This is a genomic window from Acinetobacter bereziniae (assembly GCF_016576965.1).
Lineage (GTDB): Bacteria > Pseudomonadota > Gammaproteobacteria > Pseudomonadales > Moraxellaceae > Acinetobacter > Acinetobacter bereziniae.
Genome location: NZ_CP066119.1, coordinates 3,320,917 through 3,340,019 on the forward strand (window position 1 = coordinate 3,320,917; position 19,103 = coordinate 3,340,019).

Consider the following 19,103-nt stretch of genomic DNA (forward strand, 5'->3'; position numbering starts at 1 on the left):
TTAAATTAAATAATCATCATTATAAAATACATTCAAACATTAACAATAAATAGAACACAATATATAGAGTTAATGCAAACCACAACACATTAAATAAATAGTTAAATTCAAATATTCTAAGTATGAAATGCTAAAAAATATAAGTTTACTTTTGAACAAACATTCATCTTTTTTATTCCCAACATCTTGTCACAGATGAGCAAAAGAATTTCGACGCCTATATCTATAATTTTGTTGTTCTTTGAAAATGAAGTTTTTAGGATATTTCTAAAAGTGGTGAAGCTTTTTCAATCATGAAAGGTTAATCATTGTTTAACTAATGCCTAAGCCTTTAGGCTAATATTTAAAATAAAATACTAAAATTTATACAAGATTAACCCATTTTAAATGCTTAGTATAAAAACGCTAAACTCTAACTTATTTCAATTCAGTGGATGATTCGCATGGAAATACGTGATCAAATTATTCTTGTTACGGGTGGTGCACGTGGCTTAGGTCTTGCCATTACTCGTGCTTTAATACGAGAAGGTGCAAGGGTTGTTGTAAACTATTTCAATAGCGAAGAATCCGCACAACAACTTGCCAGAGAACATGCTGAACAAGTATTTATTTACAAGGCAGATGTGACTGACGAAGAGCAAGTGAACTTGATGTTCAAAAAAGCTAAATTGCATTATGGGCATGCCATTACTTCAGTCATTAATAATGCACTTTTATCTTTTAAATTTGATGGAGACTTACGTCCTAAAGTCGAAGCGCTGAGTTGGCATAGCATGCAACAGCAATTAGATAGTGCTGTTAAAGCAGCTTTAAATACAACTCAAGCTGCCTTAGAAGATATGAAGAAAGATCATTTTGGTCGTATTATTAATATTGGAACAAACCTCGTACAAAATCCTGTGGTTCCATATCATGATTATACAGCAGCGAAAGCAGCACTTTTGGCTTTTACTCGAACAACATCACATGATCTTGGACAGTATGGAATCAATGTCAATATGCTTTCAGGTGGTCTATTACGTAAGACTGATGCCAGTAGTGCAACACCAGATCAAGTCTTTGACTTAATTGCTGCATCGACACCATTACAAGAAGTCACAACCCCTGAGCAGTTTGCAGATGCAATATTGTTATTTTTATCGCCTTGGTCTAGAGCAGTGACAGGACAAAACCTCATCGTTGACGGTGGCTTAGTCAAAGGTTAATGATATAGCGAAGATTGAAGCAAATAAAATAAACAGTTAAAACAAAAATGAGAGCCTTTAGACTCTCATTTTTTAGATCATTTTTGAAATACCGGGATTAAGCCAAACCTTTCTTTTTCAATACATCAAGCATTGTTGAACCGAGTTCAGCAGGACTGCGCGTATATGCCATGCCTGCTTTTTCAAATGCAGCAAATTTCTCTTCAGCAGTACCTTTACCACCAGAGATAATCGCACCAGCATGTCCCATACGTTTACCCTTAGGCGCAGTAACACCAGCAATATAACCCACCACTGGTTTAGTGACATTTGACTGGATATACTCAGCAGCTTCTTCTTCCGCAGAACCACCAATCTCACCAATCATGATGATTGCTTCAGTTTGTGGATCTTCTTGGAAAAGTTTTAAGCAGTCAATTTGGTTCATACCCGGAATTGGGTCACCACCGATACCGATACAAGTCGACTGACCTAGACCAAGCTTGGTTGTTTGTGCAACTGCTTCATAAGTCAATGTACCAGAACGTGAAATAATCCCGATTTTACCTGGCTGATGGATATGACCTGGCATGATCCCGATCTTACATTCACCCGGTGTGATAATCCCTGGACAGTTAGGACCGATTAAACGTGCATTATTACCATAAGTTTCAAGGTAACGTTTTGCTTTAAGCATGTCTAAAGTCGGTACGCCTTCAGTGATCACAACGATCAATTCAATACCTGAATCAATCGCTTCAACGATTGAGTCCAATACAAATGGAGCTGGAACATAGATCGAGGTTGCATTAGCACCTGTCTCTTTTACTGCTTCACGCATCGTATTAAATACAGGCAAACCGATATGCGTTTGACCACCTTTACCTGGTGTTACACCACCAACAACTTTTGTGCCGTATGCAATTGATTGCTCAGAATGGAATGTACCATTTTTACCCGTAAAGCCTTGTACCAATACTTTTGTGTCTTTATTTACTAATACGCTCATGATTGATACTCCTTACGCTTTCACTGCAGCAACAACTTTTTCTGCCGCATCGGCTAAACCGTTTGCAGAAATTAATTTTAAACCTGATTCATCAAGTAATTTTGCACCTAACTCTGCATTGTTCCCTTCTAAACGAACAACCACAGGCACAGTTACATTTACTTCTTGAACCGCTGCAATAATCGCTTCAGCAATCATGTCACAACGAACAATACCACCGAAGATATTGATCAATACACCTTGTACTGAACTATCTGAAAGAATGATTTTGAAAGCTTCAATAACACGATCTTTCGTTGCACCACCACCTACATCAAGGAAGTTAGCAGGTTGACCACCGTACAGTTTGATAATGTCCATGGTCGCCATCGCAAGACCTGCACCATTCACCATACAACCAATATTACCTTCTAATGCAACATAGTTTAGATCAAATTCAGATGCTTTTAGCTCACGTTCATTTTCTTGAGATTTGTCGCGCATTGCAGCAATCTCAGGTAAACGATATAACGCATTTGAATCGATGCCAACTTTTGCATCTACACACAAAATTTCACCATTTTCACGAACTGAAAGTGGGTTAATTTCAAACAATGCAAAATCATTTTCAACAAATGCTTTATATGCACCCGTCATAATCGTTACAAACTGATTGATTTGTTTGTCTTTAAGCCCCAATTGGAAGCCAACATCACGTGCTTGGAAAGGCAATAAACCTACCAATGGATCAACTTCAACTTTAATAATTTTTTCTGGTGTTTCTTCTGCAACTTTTTCGATTTCCACACCACCCTCAGTCGACGCCATAAAGGTCACGCGACGGCTAGAACGATCGACAACTGCACCGAGGTACAATTCACGCTCTACTGGGTATACATCTTCACAAACAAGAATACTATTTACAGGCTGACCATTTGCATCAGTTTGATAGGTGACTAATCGCGTACCTAATAAATTTTTTGCGTATTCAGCTGCTTCTTCTTTTGACTTAACAACTTTCACACCACCCGCTTTACCACGACCACCTGCATGAACTTGGGCTTTCATCACCGCGAATTTGCCACTAATCTGGTCAAATGCTGCTGATGCCTCTTCTGGAGTAGTGATTAAAATGCCTTCTTGAACTGGCATACCATATTTTTTCAACAGCGCTTTCGCTTGATACTCATGTAGATTCATCTTTTACCTTTTACTACTTTTCACATTGTTATGACACACCAATACCTAGACTTCCATCACAATAACTATTGGCATTTATTAAAAATTGTTGTTGTATTCTTAGATGATTATTCAATTAAAAACAACCATCAAAAGTAAAAAGAGCGGTCGAAACCGCTCTTTTTTGTTTTATTTACGTTTACGTTGGATGGCGTGAATCGCACGACCATCAACTGCAAGAGCAGCTTCGTGAACGACTTCTGAATATGTTGGGTGACCGAAAGTCATCAATTGTAAATCTTCTACAGAAGATACAAACTCAAGCGCAATCATACCTTGGTGTACGATGTCTGAAGCGCCAGAACCGATGATATGCATACCCAATAAACGATCTGTTTTAGCATCCGCAACGAATTTCACAAAACCTGCTGATTCATTTGCAGCTAAAGCACGACCATTCACAGCAAACGGGAATTGACCAGTTTTAACTTCATGACCTTTTTCTTTAGCCTGTTCTTCAGTTAAACCTACCCAAGCCGCTTCAGGATGTGTATAGATCACAGAAATAATGGTGTCATAGTTTACTTGTGCAGCATGACCGTGCATTCGCTCAACAGCCATTACACCTTCTTCCATTGCTTTATGTGCAAGCATTGGACCACGCACCAAGTCACCAATCGCATATACACCATCAACAGATGTTGCACACCAATCGTTTACTTCAACCAAACCACGCTCAGTCAATTTAATGCCTGAATCTTCAGCCAACAAACCTTCTGCATATGCTTTACGACCCACACAAACAATCAATTTGTCAAAAGTTTGAGTTTTGTCTTCACCAGCTTGGTTGTACTGAACAGTCACTTCACGACCGTTGATTTCAGTACCAGAAACTTTAGCGCCAATACGAATATCTAAACCTTGTTTCGTTAAAAGTTTTTGATAATCTTTTGCCAAAGCTTTGTCCGCCATTGGTAAAAATGTATCTAATGCTTCAAACACAACAACTTCAGAACCCAGACGACGCCATACTGAACCAAGTTCTAGACCAATTACACCAGCACCAATCACACCTAAACGCTTAGGTACTTCTTGGAATTCAAGTGCACCAGTAGAGTCAACAATTAAGTCTTCATCTACTTTTGCAACTGGAATATTTACAGGAACAGAACCAGTCGCAAGAATCACATATTTAGGCTCTAAAACTTGAACGTCACCACCTTCTAATGGTGTAAATTCAACTTTTTTACCCGCAAGTAATTTACCAGTACCTTGTAACCATTCGATGCCGTTTCCTTTAAGGAGCTGAGCAACACCGCCAGTTAAATTGTCAACAACTTTGTCTTTACGAGCAAGAAGCTTTTGAAGATCAAGTTGTACATTTTCAACTGAGATTCCGTGTACATCTAAGCCATGAAGTGTGTCTTCATAGTGATGTGAAGAATCTAATAATGCTTTAGAAGGAATACATCCTACATTCAAGCAAGTACCACCTAAAGATGGCTTACCTTTGTGTACACGTTTTTCGATACACGCAACTTTAAAACCAAGTTGTGCAGCGCGAATTGCCGCTTCATAACCACCTGGTCCACCGCCGATTACAACAAGATCAAACTGTTGAGACATGCTTATCTCCAAGAACAAGCCTAGAGGATCGCCCTAAGCTTGTGATGTTATTCTAAAGAATTAAAGGTCAAGGATAAGTTTAGCTGGCTCTTCAAGTAACTCTTTAACCGTTACCAAGAAACCAACAGCTTCTTTACCATCAATCATACGATGGTCATAAGAAAGCGCTAAATACATCATTGGAAGAATTTCAACTTGACCATTCACTGCCATAGGACGCTCTTGGATCTTGTGCATACCTAAGATTGCAGTTTGTGGTTGGTTCAAAATAGGCGTTGAAAGTAATGAACCGAAAGTACCACCGTTGGTAATTGTGAACGTACCACCAGTCATTTCTTCGATAGACAATTTACCTTCACGTGCTTTAGCAGCATATGCACCAATACCAGATTCAACTTCAGCATAGTTCATGCGGTCAGTATCACGAAGAACTGGAACAACAAGACCACGATCAGAAGAAACCGCAACACCGATATCATAATAACCATGATAGATGATGTCATCGCCATCAATTGATGCATTTACAGCTGGATAACGTTTAAGCGCTTCAGTACAAGCTTTAACGAAGAATGACATAAAGCCTAGACGTGCACCATGACGTTTTTCGAAAGCATCTTTGTATTGCTTACGCATTTCCATGATTGGCTTCATGTTCACTTCGTTAAACGTTGTCAACATTGCAGTTTGCTGAGTTGCAGCAAGAAGGCGCTCAGCAACACGTTTACGTAAACGCGTCATTGGAACACGTTTCTCGATACGCTCACCTACAGCAACACTCAATGGGGTTGCAGGAGCAGCAGCTGGTTTAGTTTGATGATTGGCAACATCTTCTTTGGTGATGCGACCACCACGACCAGTACCATCAACATCTGCAGCAGCAATACCTGTTTCAGTAAGTGCTTTACGTACTGCAGGTGCTTGATCTTGCACTTGAGCACGCTCAACAACAGGTGCATTACCTGCTTGAGTTTGTGCAGCAGCTTGCTCAACTTTCTCTTCAGATTGAACTGCTTGAGTTTGAGCTGCACCAGAAACTGCACCCTCTTCAAATGTTGCGATTACTTCAGCAGAAAGAACTGTATCACCTTCATTTTTGATGATTGCAGAAATAGAACCATCAGCAGGAGCAACAACTTCTAAAACAACTTTATCCGTTTCAATATCACAGATCACTTCATCACGTGATACTGCTTCACCTGGTTGTTTGTGCCAAGTTGCGATTGTTCCGTCAGCAACTGACTCTGGGAACACAGGTGCTTTAATTTCGGTTGCCATTATTTAGATTCTCCTGATTGATCAGCCACGATCGCTAAAGCGTCATTTACGAGCTGAGCTTGTTGTTTTGCATGCAAATATGGTGAGCCACATGCAGGTGCAGCTGAAGCTTCGCGTCCTGCATAGCTAATTTGAACTTGTAGACCAGATTTCATTACACCTTCATATAAACGAGGAGCAATGAACAACCATGCGCCTTGGTTTTTCGGTTCTTCTTGACACCAAACGAGTTCTTTCACGTTTGGATAAGTAGCAAGAACTTCTGCAAGACGTTTTTCTGGGTACGGATATAACTGTTCAACACGTACAACTGCAATGTTCAAGTTTTCTTCACGACGTTTTTCAAGTAAGTCGTAATAAACTTTACCACCACAAAGTACAACACGTGTTACATCTTGTTTGTTGATTTGATCCACTTCATCAATCACAGTCTGGAACGTACCAGCTGCAAGCTCATCTAAAGTAGATGTTGCAAGTTTGTGACGAAGTAATGATTTAGGCGAAGTCACAATCAACGGTTTACGGATTGGACGTACCGCTTGACGACGCATTGCATGGAAAATCTGTGCAGGTGTTGTTGGTGTAATCACTTGCATGTTTTCTTCAGCACATAACTGTAAGAAACGTTCAAGACGTGCAGATGAATGCTCTGGACCTTGACCTTCGAAACCATGTGGAAGAAGAAGTGTTAAACCACAAACACGCTCCCATTTGGTTTCACCAGATGAGATAAATTGGTCAATTACCACTTGCGCACAGTTTGCAAAGTCACCGAACTGAGCTTCCCAAATCACTAAGCTTTTTGGCAATGTAGTTGCATAACCATATTCGAATGCAAGAACCGCCATTTCAGACAATAATGAGTCATAAATTGCAGTACGTGGCTGGTTTTCTTTGATATGACAAAGTGGGATGTAAACAGAACCATCAACTTGGTTATGTAGTTTTGCATGTCGGTGTGAGAATGTACCACGACCAACGTCTTCACCTGTCAAACGAACCAAATAACCATCATCAAGAATAGAAGCATACGCTAGAGTTTCTGCTGCACCCCAGTTGAGTGGCATTTCACCTGTTTGCATTTTAAAGCGATCATCAATTACTTTTGAAACTTGGCGTTGCATCACGAAGCCTTCTGGAAGCTCACGCATTTTTGTACCAAGTTCTTTTAAACGCTCAATCGGGAATGTTGTATCCCAATCATCGGTATAGTCATGACCAAGGTATGGTGTCCAATCAACAAACATTTTTTTGTTTGGCTCAAGCACCAATGCATTTGCAACGTGATTTCCTGCTTCAAGATCTTCACGGTATTTTTCAACCATCGCATCAGCAGATGCACGGTCTAATACTTTTTCTTGTACCAATTGGTCAGCATAAAGCGTACGGGTCGTCGGCTTTTTGCTAATAACTTGATACATCATCGGTTGAGTTGCTGCTGGCTCATCTGCTTCGTTGTGTCCACGACGACGGTAACAGAACATGTCAATCACAACATCTTTACGGAATGTATGACGGAAATCATGTGCCAATTGAGAAACAAACAATACTGCTTCAGGATCATCACCATTGACATGGAAGATCGGTGCCTGAATCATTTTAGCGATATCAGTACAGTATTCTGTTGAACGCGCATCACGTGGATCAGAGGTTGTGAAACCCACTTGGTTGTTCACTACAATGTGAACTGTACCACCTACGGTATAACCACGAGTTTGTGACATTTGGAAGGTTTCTTGGTTGACACCTTGACCTGCAAATGCAGCATCACCGTGAACAATCACTGGCAATACGTCATCACCACCAATGTCTTTACGACGGACTTGGCGAGCACGTACAGAACCTTCAACAACAGGTCCAACGATTTCTAAATGTGATGGGTTAAATGCCAAAGCCAAGTGAACTTCACCACCAGGTGTCATTACATTTGAAGAGAAACCTTGATGGTATTTTACGTCGCCTGAACCTTTTTTATTCAGTGCTTTACCTTCAAACTCACCAAATAAATCAGCAGGGTTTTTACCCATGATATTGACAAGTAAGTTTAAACGACCACGGTGAGGCATACCAATAACGACTTCTTTACAACCTACAGAACCTGCACGTTGAATCAGTTCGTTTACCATAGGAATGAAAGATTCACCACCTTCCACACCGAAACGCTTAGCACCAACATATTTATTGCCAAGGAATTTTTCTAAACCTTCAGCCGCTGTTAAGCGTTCAAGTACATGTTTCTTTTGATCTGCTGAAAAGCCAAATTGACCACGCGCACTTTCAAGGCGTTGTTGAATCCAACGTTTTTCTTTTGTGTCAACGATGTGCATATATTCTACACCAATAGAAGCACAATACGTCGCTTCCATTGCGTTAACCATTTCACCTAAAGTGGCTTCAGTTTTACCAATCGCCAAGTTACCCGCATTAAAAACCGTATCTAAATCAGACTTGGTTAAACCATGGGCAGCAAGGTCTAAATCAGGCACGTCTTCGCGTTTAGCCAAACCAAGTGGATCAAGTTTTGCTTTTTGATGACCACGGTTACGATATGCTGCAATCAGTTGCAATACACCGATTTGACGACGTTCATGCTCAGTACTTACTTCGCTTTGAACCACTGGCTGAACACGACTTGAATTACGACCTAATAATAAGAATTGCTCACGAATATTTCCGTGTGGTTGGTCGCCTTTAGGGAATTTATCGAAATATTGACGCCAATCCTCACCTACTGAGGTTGGAGAAGAAAGGTACTGTTCGTAAAGCTCTTCAATATACGCTGCGCTGTCAGCGGAAAGTTCAGTATCAAGACGCAATGCGTCAGCAACTTCTTGCATTTGTGGACCCATTTCCTATTGCAAAAACATTAGAGGGTGCTTTTTAAGCACTCCCATGATTGATAATGCCAAATCGGTAAATTGACATTCACCCATCAGGTACTAATGACCATGGGGCGTTATAAACATTAGCTTATTACTAATGCATACAATGAATCATAACGCCTTCATTGGCATCATCACTCACTTATATACTCAACCGAGGCTGAGCAATTTTTTGCAAATCGACTTAGAAAAAACAAAAGACTTTTTGCTTTTTCTAAAGCGGTTCTAAACGGCATCTATAAAAAAGATTTATAAACCGATCTGAGTCACACTTATGTTGAAAAAATGTACCAAAAACAAAGTCACTTTTTCACATATAGTGGTTTGTTAAATCGTAACATGATCTGCCACTTCAATTGATTTTTTTGACACATACCATCTATAAATTAGCGAAATACATACAAGAAATAATCAATTATTATCCCTCCATTTATATCGGGTCAGTTGTTCTGTTTTCAACGCTTTTATCGCAAATCATCACAATAAAAAACAACATTCTCCTTTCCTGCTCTCTCCTCAATGAATTTGCATAAAAAAAAGAGCGCACATCTAGGATGTGCGCTCTTTATTGACGTCGTATTAACCTGCTTGGTCAAGCAACATGCTACGGATATGACCGATTGCTTTTGTTGGGTTTAAACCTTTAGGGCATACAGATACGCAGTTCATGATTCCTTTACAACGGAACAATGAGAATGGGTCATCAAGACGTGATAAACGGTCTTGAGTTGCTGTATCACGAGAGTCAATGATAAAGCGATACGCATTCAATAATGCTGAAGGACCCAAGAATTTATCCGGGTTCCACCAGAATGATGGGCATGAAGTTGAACAACATGCACAAAGAATACATTCATACAAACCATTTAAGTGTTCACGCTCTTCTGGAGATTGTAAACGCTCTTTAGGTGGCGCAGGTTGGTTATTGATCAGGAATGGCTGAATTTTGTCATACTGATCGTAGAACTGATTCATATCCACAACTAAATCTTTAACCACTGGCAAACCAGGTAATGGACGAATGACGATTTTTTCAGGTAAATCGTTCAAGTTCCATAAGCAAGCAAGACCGTTTTTACCATTGATGTTCACACCATCAGAACCGCAAATACCTTCGCGGCAAGAACGACGGAATGTCAATGATTCGTCTTGAACTTTCAATGCTAGAAGTGCATCAAGCAACATACGATGCTTATCTGTCAACTCTAGTTTAAAAGTTTGCATATACGGCGCTTTATCCTTATCAGGATCATAGCGGTAGATTTCGAACGTACGAGTACCTCTACTCATCTTATCTCTCCCGATTAGAATGTACGTGGTTTAGGTTCAATTGGGTCTACAGACAATGGGCTGTAACGTACAGGTTTGTATTCAAGATGATTATCTGCTGAATACCATAACGTATGTTTCATCCACTCATCATCACGGCGACCATATGAATAGTGCTCATCATCAGCAGGCAATTCATAATCCACAACTGTGTGTGCACCACGACATTCTTTACGCGCAGCAGCAGAAATCAAGGTTGCTTTTGCGACTTCATATAAGTTTTCAACTTCTAAAGCTTCAATACGTGCTGTATTAAATACTTTTGATTTGTCTTTCAAATGAATGTTACGTACACGTGGTTCAATCGCAAGGATTTGTTTAACACCCTCATCAAGCAATGCTTGAGTACGGAATACACCTGCGTGGTCTTGAACGATGTCACGAATCGCATCTGCAACTTCTTGGGCATTTTCACCAGAAGTTGAATCATCTAAATGACGAATACGCTTCAAAGTGTTTTCAAGCACATCATTTGGAAGTGGTTGATAATCATCACCGTGGTGTTTTGTCACATAATCAATGATGTGCTCACCTGCAGCTTTACCGAATACAACCAAGTCAAGAAGTGAGTTAGTACCCAGACGGTTTGCACCATGTACAGATACACATGAACATTCACCAATTGCATAGAACCCTTTTACAGGTACTGTGTAATTCATTGTGCCATTGGTTGTATATTCATTGGCTGCTTTATCAAATCCAGCATAGAAGCCTGGTTCATTTTTAGCTGCTTCAGGAATAACCACTTGACCATGAATATTCGTTGGAATACCACCCATTTGATAATGGATTGTTGGTACCACTGGAATAGGCTCTTTGGTAATATCCACGTTGGCAAATTTCTTACCAATTTCGAATACTGAAGGTAAACGTTTCATGATCGTGTCCGCACCTAAGTGCGTCATATCAAGAAGAATATAGTCACCTTTAGGACCACAACCACGACCTTCTTTGATTTCTTGGTCCATTGAACGTGATACGAAGTCACGTGGTGCCAAGTCTTTCAAAGTTGGTGCATAACGCTCCATGAACGGTTCGCCGTCTTTGTTACGAAGGATTGCACCTTCACCACGACAACCTTCAGTCAACAATACACCCGCACCAGCAACACCCGTTGGGTGGAATTGCCAGAATTCCATATCTTGTAATGGAATACCAGCACGTGCAGCCATACCTAGACCATCACCCGTATTGATATAAGCATTGGTAGATGCTCGGTAAACACGACCAGCACCACCCGTAGCGAATAAAGTTGCTTTTGCTTGAAATACTGCAATCTTGCCTGTTTCTTGGTCAATTGCAGTTACACCAAGTACATCACCTGCTTCGTTACGAATTAAATCCAATGCGATCCACTCAACAAAGAATTGAGTACCCATTTTCACATTGCTTTGATACAGCGTATGAAGAAGCGCATGACCTGTACGGTCAGCAGCAGCACATGCACGAGGAACTGGTTTTTCACCATAGTTCGCAGAGTGACCACCAAAGGGACGTTGATAAATTGTACCGTCAGCGTTACGGTCAAATGGCATACCTAGGTGTTCAAGTTCATAAACAACTTTAGGTGCTTCACGACACATGAACTCGATTGCATCTTGGTCACCTAACCAGTCAGAACCTTTTACTGTGTCATAAAAGTGATAGTGCCAGTTATCATCTTGCATATTACCAAGTGATGCACCGATACCACCTTGTGCCGCAACAGTATGAGAACGTGTTGGGAATACTTTAGTTAGCACTGCAACTTTCAAACCTGCTTGAGCAAGTTGATATGAAGCACGCATACCTGAACCACCACCACCAACGATGACTGCATCGAAGAACTGGCTTGGAATATTTGAATAATCTTCTTTAGGGGTTAAAGCGCCCATGACATCTTCCTATCAATTCGCCCAAAAAATCTGGATTGCCCAGATCGCATATGCAATTACAGCAATAATCACTGCTGAAGTTAACACGATGCGTAAACCTGAAGCTGAAGGCCCCATTTGACGAGTAGTCACATAGTCAGTGAATACTTGCCACATGCCAATCCAAGCATGCGCAACAAGAGATAAGACTGCCAATAAAGATAAAATCTTCATTGGAAGTGTCATCATAAAGCCGAACCATTGCTCATAGTTAAATCCGCCATTGCACAGAATCCAACCTAATACCACAACAGTATAAACAGCTAGAACAACAGCACTTACGCGTTGGATATACCAATCACGAGAACCTGACCCCGTTAAACCTGTAGCACTTTTCATTAGAGAACAATCCATACGAATGATGCGATAATTGCTATCACAGCCAAGATTAATGCAATAGTTGCTGCTACGCGACCACTTTGCAACTCTTCAGCAAAACCTAGGTCAGCAAGTAGATGCTTAATACCCATAATGAAATGGAATAATAAACCAGCGACAAATACCCATACGATGAAGCGTACAACGAAGCCACCAAAGATTGCTTGAACTTGAGCAAAACCTTCAGGCGAAGACAAAGACTTGTCTAAAAGCCACAAAAGTACCGGTACGAGTAAAAATACGATGACACCTGAAAGACGGTGTAGAATTGATGCAATAGCCACAGGGGATTTTAAGTTTACATCTAAAACTTGACCCATGGACAAATTGACAGGTCTGTTGCTTTTCACAGCGGGCATCCTGTAAGTAAAAACTCCATCCGGAGTTTGTTGGAATTAATTCGAAGGAAAGCTAGCATTGTCAGACAAGTTAAATTGTCTGAACTTTAAACGACACTGAATTATAAAACGTGAACAGTCAAATTACAAACTGTCGGAATTGGCTTTTTCTTTAAAAAACACTCAAATAAGAATCATTTACATTCATTTGTAAGCTTATATCAATATTTTAAATCAAGCATTTAGCGCTATCCCTTTATTTTTTATGATTTTTAAACATAATACTTTTCGACATCATAATGGTGGATATTATTTTCATAAATTTAGACTAAAGCACAACAATACGGACAAAAGCGTCCTCTCCTACCCTTATCCTAGAATTTTAAATTCTGTATTCAATTTAACCCTATACAGATACCCATTATGTCGCTTCTAAATATCGCTTTATTTTCATTTTTAATGGTCATTATTTTATTCTGTGATTTAATTTAAAGCTTTACAATAAGAAAGAACGACTTAGTTTGTGAATAATTCAATTTTGACTGCTCAATATTGCGCACATTTGCTTGTTTTAACAACATGTAAAACCTGATTTAACGGTTGTTTTGGGTGTTTTTTGTACCAAAAACTAGATTGCAAAAACTATTTTTTAATCAATTAAGCACTAAAATGAAAATAAATATTTCATCATTTCATTTGGATGCTTTTCATACTGCCATTACATTAAAAGCTATGTAAGTCGTGAAATTTAGAAGTTTTTAAAACATGGAATCTAAGGAATTTGGCTTACAAAAACATCAAAATATTGGTCTAAAATGCCATTTCCTGTCTAGCAATCCTAATTATTTTTCTGCACCTAACTCTGAATTTACCTTATTATACTGACCGACTCTGAAATTTGATGCTCAATCTAACTGGTTAAAGTTGGACTAACTGTAGATGAAAACATGACTTTTTCATCCATAAGTATAATTGACAAAATTTCAGTACTCACTAAGCTAAATAGCAATTTTTGATCCGTCTGACTTGTGCATTACAAGATGACTAAGCAAGTTAGATAAAATATCCACCAGGACAGGAGATCTATTGAATGTCTGCAGCAACTGGCAAGAAAGCCGTTCTAGAGCTTGATGGCAAAAAAATTGAATTACCAATTTACAGCGGCACATTGGGCCCAGATGTAATCGACGTTAAGGATGTGTTGGCTTCAGGTCACTTTACTTTTGATCCTGGTTTTATGGCGACAGCTTCTTGCGAGTCTAAAATCACTTTCATCGATGGTGATAAAGGCGTTCTTTTACACCGTGGCTATCCTATTGCTCAACTTGCGACTCAAGCTTCTTACTTAGAAACTTGCTATTTATTGTTAAGCGGTGAGCTTCCAACTGCTGAACAAAAATCAGACTTCGAAAACAAAGTCCGCAACCACACTATGGTTCATGACCAAGTAAGCCGTTTCTTCAATGGTTTCCGTCGTGATGCTCATCCAATGGCTGTGATGTGTGGTGTTGTTGGTGCGTTATCTGCGTTCTATCACAATGGTTTTGACGTTGAAAACGTAGATCACCGTGAAATCACTGCAGTTCGTTTAGTTGCTAAAATTCCTACTTTAGCTGCTTGGACTTACAAATATACTATCGGTCAACCGTTCGTATATCCACGTAACGATTTAAGCTATGCTGAAAACTTCTTATACATGATGTTTGCTACTCCAGCAGATCGTGACTATAAAGTTAACCCTATTCTTGCTAAAGCAATGGACCGTATCTTTACGCTTCATGCTGACCATGAACAAAATGCCTCTACGTCTACAGTACGTTTAGCTGGTTCTACTGGTGCTAACCCTTACGCTTGTATTGCTGCAGGTATTGCTGCGCTTTGGGGTCCTGCTCACGGTGGTGCAAACGAAGCAGTTCTTAAGATGCTTGATGAAATTGGCACTGTAGAAAACGTTGCGCCGTTCATGGAAAAAGTTAAAACTAAAGAAGTTAAACTTATGGGCTTCGGTCACCGAGTTTATAAAAACTTCGATCCACGTGCGAAAGTTATGAAAGAGACTTGTGACGAAGTGTTAAGTGCACTTGGTATCAATGATCCACAACTTGCGCTTGCAATGGAACTTGAACGCATTGCGTTAAGCGACCCGTACTTCATTGAACGTAAACTTTACCCGAACGTAGACTTCTATTCAGGTATCATCCTTAAAGCGATTGGTATCCCAACAGAAATGTTTACTGTAATCTTTGCGCTTGCACGTACTGTGGGTTGGATCAGCCACTGGTTAGAAATGCACAGCGGACCTTACAAGATCGGTCGTCCTCGTCAGCTTTATACTGGCGAAACTCAACGCGATATCAAACGTTAATTCGTTACGCGTTCAGATCGAACAAGAGACCACCCTTTGGGGTGGTTTTTTATTACATATTCATACCAGCTGGCACAATCTATTTATTTTAAAATTCTTTTAAAAATCAAAATATAACAATATTAATAATAAGTATTGAAAGCTCAAATTCATATGTTCTCGATAAAACTTACAAATCACTACTTTATAAAACATCCAACCAATAACTTTATTTTATATATTGTTTAAAAATTTTTAATCATACATTTTCAAAGGAATTGAAGATGCCTCAATATTTATCCAAACAAGTGCTCGACCCAGACCAAGCTTTTTTTGGTCACCCTAAACCATTAAAAGGTTTATTTTTTACCGAGCTTTGGGAACGTTTTTCCTATTATGGTATTCGCCCTCTATTAATCCTCTATATGGCGGCTTTAGTTGCTGATGGCGGTCTCGGTTTAGATCGCCCAACAGCATCAGCAATTGTCGGCTTATTTACAGGCAGTATGTATTTAATGACCGTATTGGGTGGATGGGTTGCTGACAATTATCTCGGTCAAGAGCGCGCTGTGTGGTATGGCTCACTGATCATCGCACTCGGACATTTATCCATTGCATTGGCAGCCTTATTTGGACATTTCTTTTTTTATTTTGGTTTAGTTTTGATTGTGATCGGTTCTGGTTTATTTAAAACCTGTATTTCCGTCATTGTTGGCACTTTATATCAGGCTCAAGATTCACGGCGTGATGCAGGATTTTCCATTTTTTATATGGGAATTAATCTAGGTTCATTGACTGCCCCACTATTGACTGGTTTATTGGTAAAAGAACATGGTTGGTACTGGGGATTCGGCATCGGTGGGGTTGGAATGTTAATCGCCTTACTGATTTTTAAGTTAATCACTGTGCCTCAATTAAAACAATTTAATCATGTGCGTGGCAATGAAAATAACTGGGCTCGTCCTGTACATTACAATCCTAAAGCACCCCAAATGATCATAGGATTTCTTGCAGTTGTTGGCTTGATTATCGCTCTAGTTTCTTTTGGAATAATCAACATCAATCCAATTCAGATCGCCACATATTTCACAATCACAATTTGTATTTGTATTGCCTTATATTTCTGCTATCTATTGCTCTTTGCAGGTTTGAATAATACCGAGAAAAAACAAATCATCATCTGTTTTATTTTACTCATCACTGCTGCACTGTTCTGGTCAGCATTTGAACAAAAGCCAACATCTTTTAATCTTTTCGCCCAAGACTTTACAGATCGCCAATTCTTTGGCTTTGAAATACCCGCCGTTTGGTTTCAATCAATTAACCCGCTTTTCATTATTATTTTCGCACCAATCCTGGCATGGCTTTGGGTTAAATTAGGCAAACAAAACCGTGACCCTGGCTATATCACCAAATTCATTATTGCTTTACTCCTCGCTGCGGGTGGTTTCCTCGTAATGAGCATTGCCAGTTACTTGATCACCCAAAATGGTGGAACTGTTTCTGCATTGTGGATCGCATCAAGCCTCCTGCTTTTAACGCTAGGTGAATTATGCTTAAGCCCTGTTGGGCTCTCAACAATGACCAAACTTGCTCCAACCATCATTCGTGGACAAGTGATGGGACTTTGGTTTACAGCATCTGCTTTAGGGAATTTGATGGCAGGTTTAATCGGTGGTCATGTTTCTATCAATGAAGTTGAGCAATTACCCCTCCTATTTATGCGATGTGTCATCGCTTTACTTCTAGGCGCACTCGTTCTATGGTTAATGAAAAAACCGATTCGTAAATTACTCAATCAAACATCAACCCCCTCTCAAAAATCTCTTGATATGCAATTGGAAAAAGTATGAACGCTTTATCACCTGCCAACAAATTAGAAAACCTTCGTACAATTATGAAGAAATATCAGCAGGATGCTTTTATCGCCATGAGTGCAGATCCACATATGTCAGAGTATCTACCTGATTATTGGAAAATACGCCAATGGCTAACAGGCTTTACAGGTTCAGTTGGCACAATTGTCGTCACTCAAAACTTTGCAGGTTTATGGGTAGATGGTCGATATTGGGTACAAGCTGAACAGCAACTGGAAAATACAGGTTACGTTTTACAAAAGCAGACACCTGATCCTGCTTCAACACATTTGTCTTGGCTTTCACAACATTTAGCCAAAGATGCAAAAATTTGTGTCAATGGAAATACCATTTCAACTCAACAATATAGCGCATTATCAGCGCTTGCAATAGAACACAATTTCTTTATCCAAACAGACTTCGATTTAATTGATGAAATTTGGACTGAACGCCCAGCACTGCCCCTACAACCCATTTGGCAAATGGCAGATGATTTCAATGCACAAACACGTTTAGAAAAAATAATTGCGATCCGTGACAAACTTATTCAGAAAAAAGCAACGGGGCATTTTATTTCTGCACTCGATGATATTGCTTGGATTTTAAATTGTAGAGGCAGTGATGTTGAATATAATCCCGTGTTCTTAGCACACTTATATATAGATCATTCTCGAACTGTGCTTTTCATTGATGATGCAAAACTTTCGACTGAAATACAGCGAAGATTTGCTTTGGATAACATCGAAATCTTACCTTATAACGCAAGCATCGAGTTTTTGGTCGAACTTAAACAACAAAATATTTTAATTGATCCAGCAAAAACATCGATTGCTCATACACAAGCGATTGAACACCATAATCACTTGATTCTAGATATCAATCCCAGCACATTATTTAAATCCCAGAAACACCCTTCAGAAATTCAGCATGTGCGCAATGCCATGATCAAAGATGGTGTAGCCTTGTGCCATTTTTTTCAATGGTTAGATACAGCGCTAACAAATAATGAATCCATCAATGAATTAACGATCGATGAGATGATCACTGGTTTCCGCGCCAAGCAAAAGGACTTTCTAGGACTAAGTTTTTCAACGATTGCAGGTTTTAATGCCAATGGGGCGCTACCCCATTATCGAGCAACTAAAGAAAGTTTCAGTGAAATCACGGGTGACGGCTTGTTACTGATTGATTCAGGTGCGCAGTATGCAGATGGTACGACAGATATCACCCGAGTTGTCCCTATCGGAAACACAAGTATTGAACAAAAACGTGATTATACGCTGGTATTGAAATGTCATATTGCGCTTGCTCAAACTGTCTTCCCAGAAGGCATTGAATCACCTCTTTTAGATTCGATCACACGTCAAACCCTGTGGAAATATGGTTTGGATTATCGTCATGGTACAGGTCACGGTGTAGGCTATGCATTGAATGTTCATGAAGGACCTCAAGTCATCTCTTATTATGCGCCAGCGACATCTTTTACCAAGATGCGTGAAGGCATGATTAGCTCTAATGAGCCAGGCTTATACCATCAAGAAAAGTATGGGATTCGCATTGAAAATCTTGTCGTCAACAAAATTAAGCATTTTGAAGATACGACTTATGGTCAGTTCTTAGAATTCGAAACACTTACACTGTGCCCGATTAACCGAAGCTGTATTATTTTAGAGTTGTTAAATGATGATGAAAAAGCATGGCTGAATCAATACCATCAAATAGTCAGAGAACGATTAGCGTCCCACTTAGAAGGTGATGTTTTAAACTGGCTAAATGAAAATACCCAAGCAATTTAACTCTCTATATCAATC

13 protein-coding genes are annotated in these 19,103 nt (G+C 39.6%); 4 read left to right on the plus strand and 9 right to left on the minus strand.

Going from position 1 to position 19,103, the window contains the following annotated elements; genetic code table 11:
* Nucleotides 1-443 precede the first annotated feature (443 nt).
* Entirely contained in the window at nucleotides 444-1,205 is a 762-nt protein-coding gene (locus I9192_RS15515; protein ID WP_005032926.1) for a 3-oxoacyl-ACP reductase, read from the plus strand.
* A 97-nt stretch (nucleotides 1,206-1,302) separates the two neighbouring features.
* Here I9192_RS15515 and sucD read toward each other — a convergent pair whose 3' ends face one another.
* The 9 genes from sucD to sdhC all read right to left on the minus strand — a co-directional run bounded on the left by sucD (nucleotide 1,303) and on the right by sdhC (nucleotide 13,104).
* Nucleotides 1,303-2,193: a succinate--CoA ligase subunit alpha gene (gene sucD, locus I9192_RS15520; RefSeq protein ID WP_004829423.1), complete on the minus strand. Its 891-nt coding sequence runs from the start codon at nucleotides 2,191-2,193 to the stop codon at nucleotides 1,303-1,305.
* Nucleotides 2,194-2,205: 12 nt separating this feature from the next.
* The gene (gene sucC, locus I9192_RS15525) at nucleotides 2,206-3,372 is read right to left on the minus strand and encodes an ADP-forming succinate--CoA ligase subunit beta (RefSeq protein WP_004829424.1); all 1,167 of its coding nucleotides are present in this window, start codon (nucleotides 3,370-3,372) and stop codon (nucleotides 2,206-2,208) included.
* 168 nt (nucleotides 3,373-3,540) lie between these two features.
* The gene (gene lpdA / locus I9192_RS15530; protein ID WP_200149898.1) at nucleotides 3,541-4,977 is read right to left on the minus strand and encodes a dihydrolipoyl dehydrogenase; all 1,437 of its coding nucleotides are present in this window, start codon (nucleotides 4,975-4,977) and stop codon (nucleotides 3,541-3,543) included.
* A gap of 60 nt (nucleotides 4,978-5,037) precedes the next feature.
* Nucleotides 5,038-6,252, minus strand: a complete 1,215-nt coding sequence (gene odhB / locus I9192_RS15535) for a 2-oxoglutarate dehydrogenase complex dihydrolipoyllysine-residue succinyltransferase (RefSeq protein WP_004829426.1) — start codon at nucleotides 6,250-6,252, stop codon at nucleotides 5,038-5,040.
* On the minus strand, nucleotides 6,252-9,089 hold the full coding sequence (locus tag I9192_RS15540) for a 2-oxoglutarate dehydrogenase E1 component (protein WP_200150430.1): 2,838 nt from the start codon (nucleotides 9,087-9,089) through the stop codon (nucleotides 6,252-6,254). Before I9192_RS15540 ends, odhB begins: the two co-directional genes overlap by 1 nt.
* Before the next feature lie 624 nt (nucleotides 9,090-9,713).
* Nucleotides 9,714-10,424, minus strand: a complete 711-nt coding sequence (locus I9192_RS15545) for a succinate dehydrogenase iron-sulfur subunit (protein WP_004829428.1) — start codon at nucleotides 10,422-10,424, stop codon at nucleotides 9,714-9,716.
* Nucleotides 10,425-10,438: 14 nt separating this feature from the next.
* Complete coding sequence (locus I9192_RS15550; RefSeq protein ID WP_005032935.1) at nucleotides 10,439-12,337, minus strand: FAD-dependent oxidoreductase; 1,899 nt, start codon at nucleotides 12,335-12,337, stop codon at nucleotides 10,439-10,441.
* A 12-nt stretch (nucleotides 12,338-12,349) separates the two neighbouring features.
* Nucleotides 12,350-12,715 (minus strand): succinate dehydrogenase, hydrophobic membrane anchor protein, encoded by a 366-nt coding sequence (gene sdhD, locus I9192_RS15555; RefSeq protein WP_004717289.1) that lies wholly within the window; start codon nucleotides 12,713-12,715, stop codon nucleotides 12,350-12,352.
* The gene (gene sdhC / locus I9192_RS15560; RefSeq protein WP_004829430.1) at nucleotides 12,715-13,104 is read right to left on the minus strand and encodes a succinate dehydrogenase, cytochrome b556 subunit; all 390 of its coding nucleotides are present in this window, start codon (nucleotides 13,102-13,104) and stop codon (nucleotides 12,715-12,717) included. The genes sdhD and sdhC overlap by 1 nt, the downstream gene beginning before the upstream one ends.
* Nucleotides 13,105-14,182: 1,078 nt before the next feature.
* On the opposite strand from sdhC, the gene gltA reads away from it, so the two are divergent.
* The 3 genes from gltA (at nucleotide 14,183) to I9192_RS15575 (ending at nucleotide 19,088) form a co-directional block, all read left to right on the plus strand.
* Nucleotides 14,183-15,457, plus strand: coding sequence for a citrate synthase (gene gltA, locus I9192_RS15565; protein ID WP_004829431.1), 1,275 nt, complete (start codon nucleotides 14,183-14,185; stop codon nucleotides 15,455-15,457).
* 263 nt (nucleotides 15,458-15,720) lie between these two features.
* Complete coding sequence (locus tag I9192_RS15570; protein WP_200149899.1) at nucleotides 15,721-17,289, plus strand: peptide MFS transporter; 1,569 nt, start codon at nucleotides 15,721-15,723, stop codon at nucleotides 17,287-17,289.
* Nucleotides 17,286-19,088 (plus strand): aminopeptidase P family protein, encoded by a 1,803-nt coding sequence (locus I9192_RS15575; RefSeq protein WP_005032941.1) that lies wholly within the window; start codon nucleotides 17,286-17,288, stop codon nucleotides 19,086-19,088. The genes I9192_RS15570 and I9192_RS15575 overlap by 4 nt, the downstream gene beginning before the upstream one ends.
* Nucleotides 19,089-19,103: the final 15 nt, after the last annotated feature.

What these genes read in the sequence shown, in the direction of transcription:
- I9192_RS15540 (WP_200150430.1), bottom strand. Translation starts at nt 9,089, where the DNA reads ATGCAAGAAGTTGCTGACGCATTGCGTCTTGATACTGAACTTTCCGCT.
- odhB (WP_004829426.1), bottom strand. Translation starts at nt 6,252, where the DNA reads ATGGCAACCGAAATTAAAGCACCTGTGTTCCCAGAGTCAGTTGCTGAC.
- sucC (WP_004829424.1), bottom strand. Translation starts at nt 3,372, where the DNA reads ATGAATCTACATGAGTATCAAGCGAAAGCGCTGTTGAAAAAATATGGT.
- sdhD (WP_004717289.1), bottom strand. Translation starts at nt 12,715, where the DNA reads ATGAAAAGTGCTACAGGTTTAACGGGGTCAGGTTCTCGTGATTGGTAT.
- I9192_RS15570 (WP_200149899.1), top strand. Translation starts at nt 15,721, where the DNA reads ATGCCTCAATATTTATCCAAACAAGTGCTCGACCCAGACCAAGCTTTT.
- I9192_RS15515 (WP_005032926.1), top strand. Translation starts at nt 444, where the DNA reads ATGGAAATACGTGATCAAATTATTCTTGTTACGGGTGGTGCACGTGGC.
- gltA (WP_004829431.1), top strand. Translation starts at nt 14,183, where the DNA reads ATGTCTGCAGCAACTGGCAAGAAAGCCGTTCTAGAGCTTGATGGCAAA.
- sucD (WP_004829423.1), bottom strand. Translation starts at nt 2,193, where the DNA reads ATGAGCGTATTAGTAAATAAAGACACAAAAGTATTGGTACAAGGCTTT.
- I9192_RS15545 (WP_004829428.1), bottom strand. Translation starts at nt 10,424, where the DNA reads ATGAGTAGAGGTACTCGTACGTTCGAAATCTACCGCTATGATCCTGAT.
- I9192_RS15575 (WP_005032941.1), top strand. Translation starts at nt 17,286, where the DNA reads ATGAACGCTTTATCACCTGCCAACAAATTAGAAAACCTTCGTACAATT.
- lpdA (WP_200149898.1), bottom strand. Translation starts at nt 4,977, where the DNA reads ATGTCTCAACAGTTTGATCTTGTTGTAATCGGCGGTGGACCAGGTGGT.
- I9192_RS15550 (WP_005032935.1), bottom strand. Translation starts at nt 12,337, where the DNA reads ATGGGCGCTTTAACCCCTAAAGAAGATTATTCAAATATTCCAAGCCAG.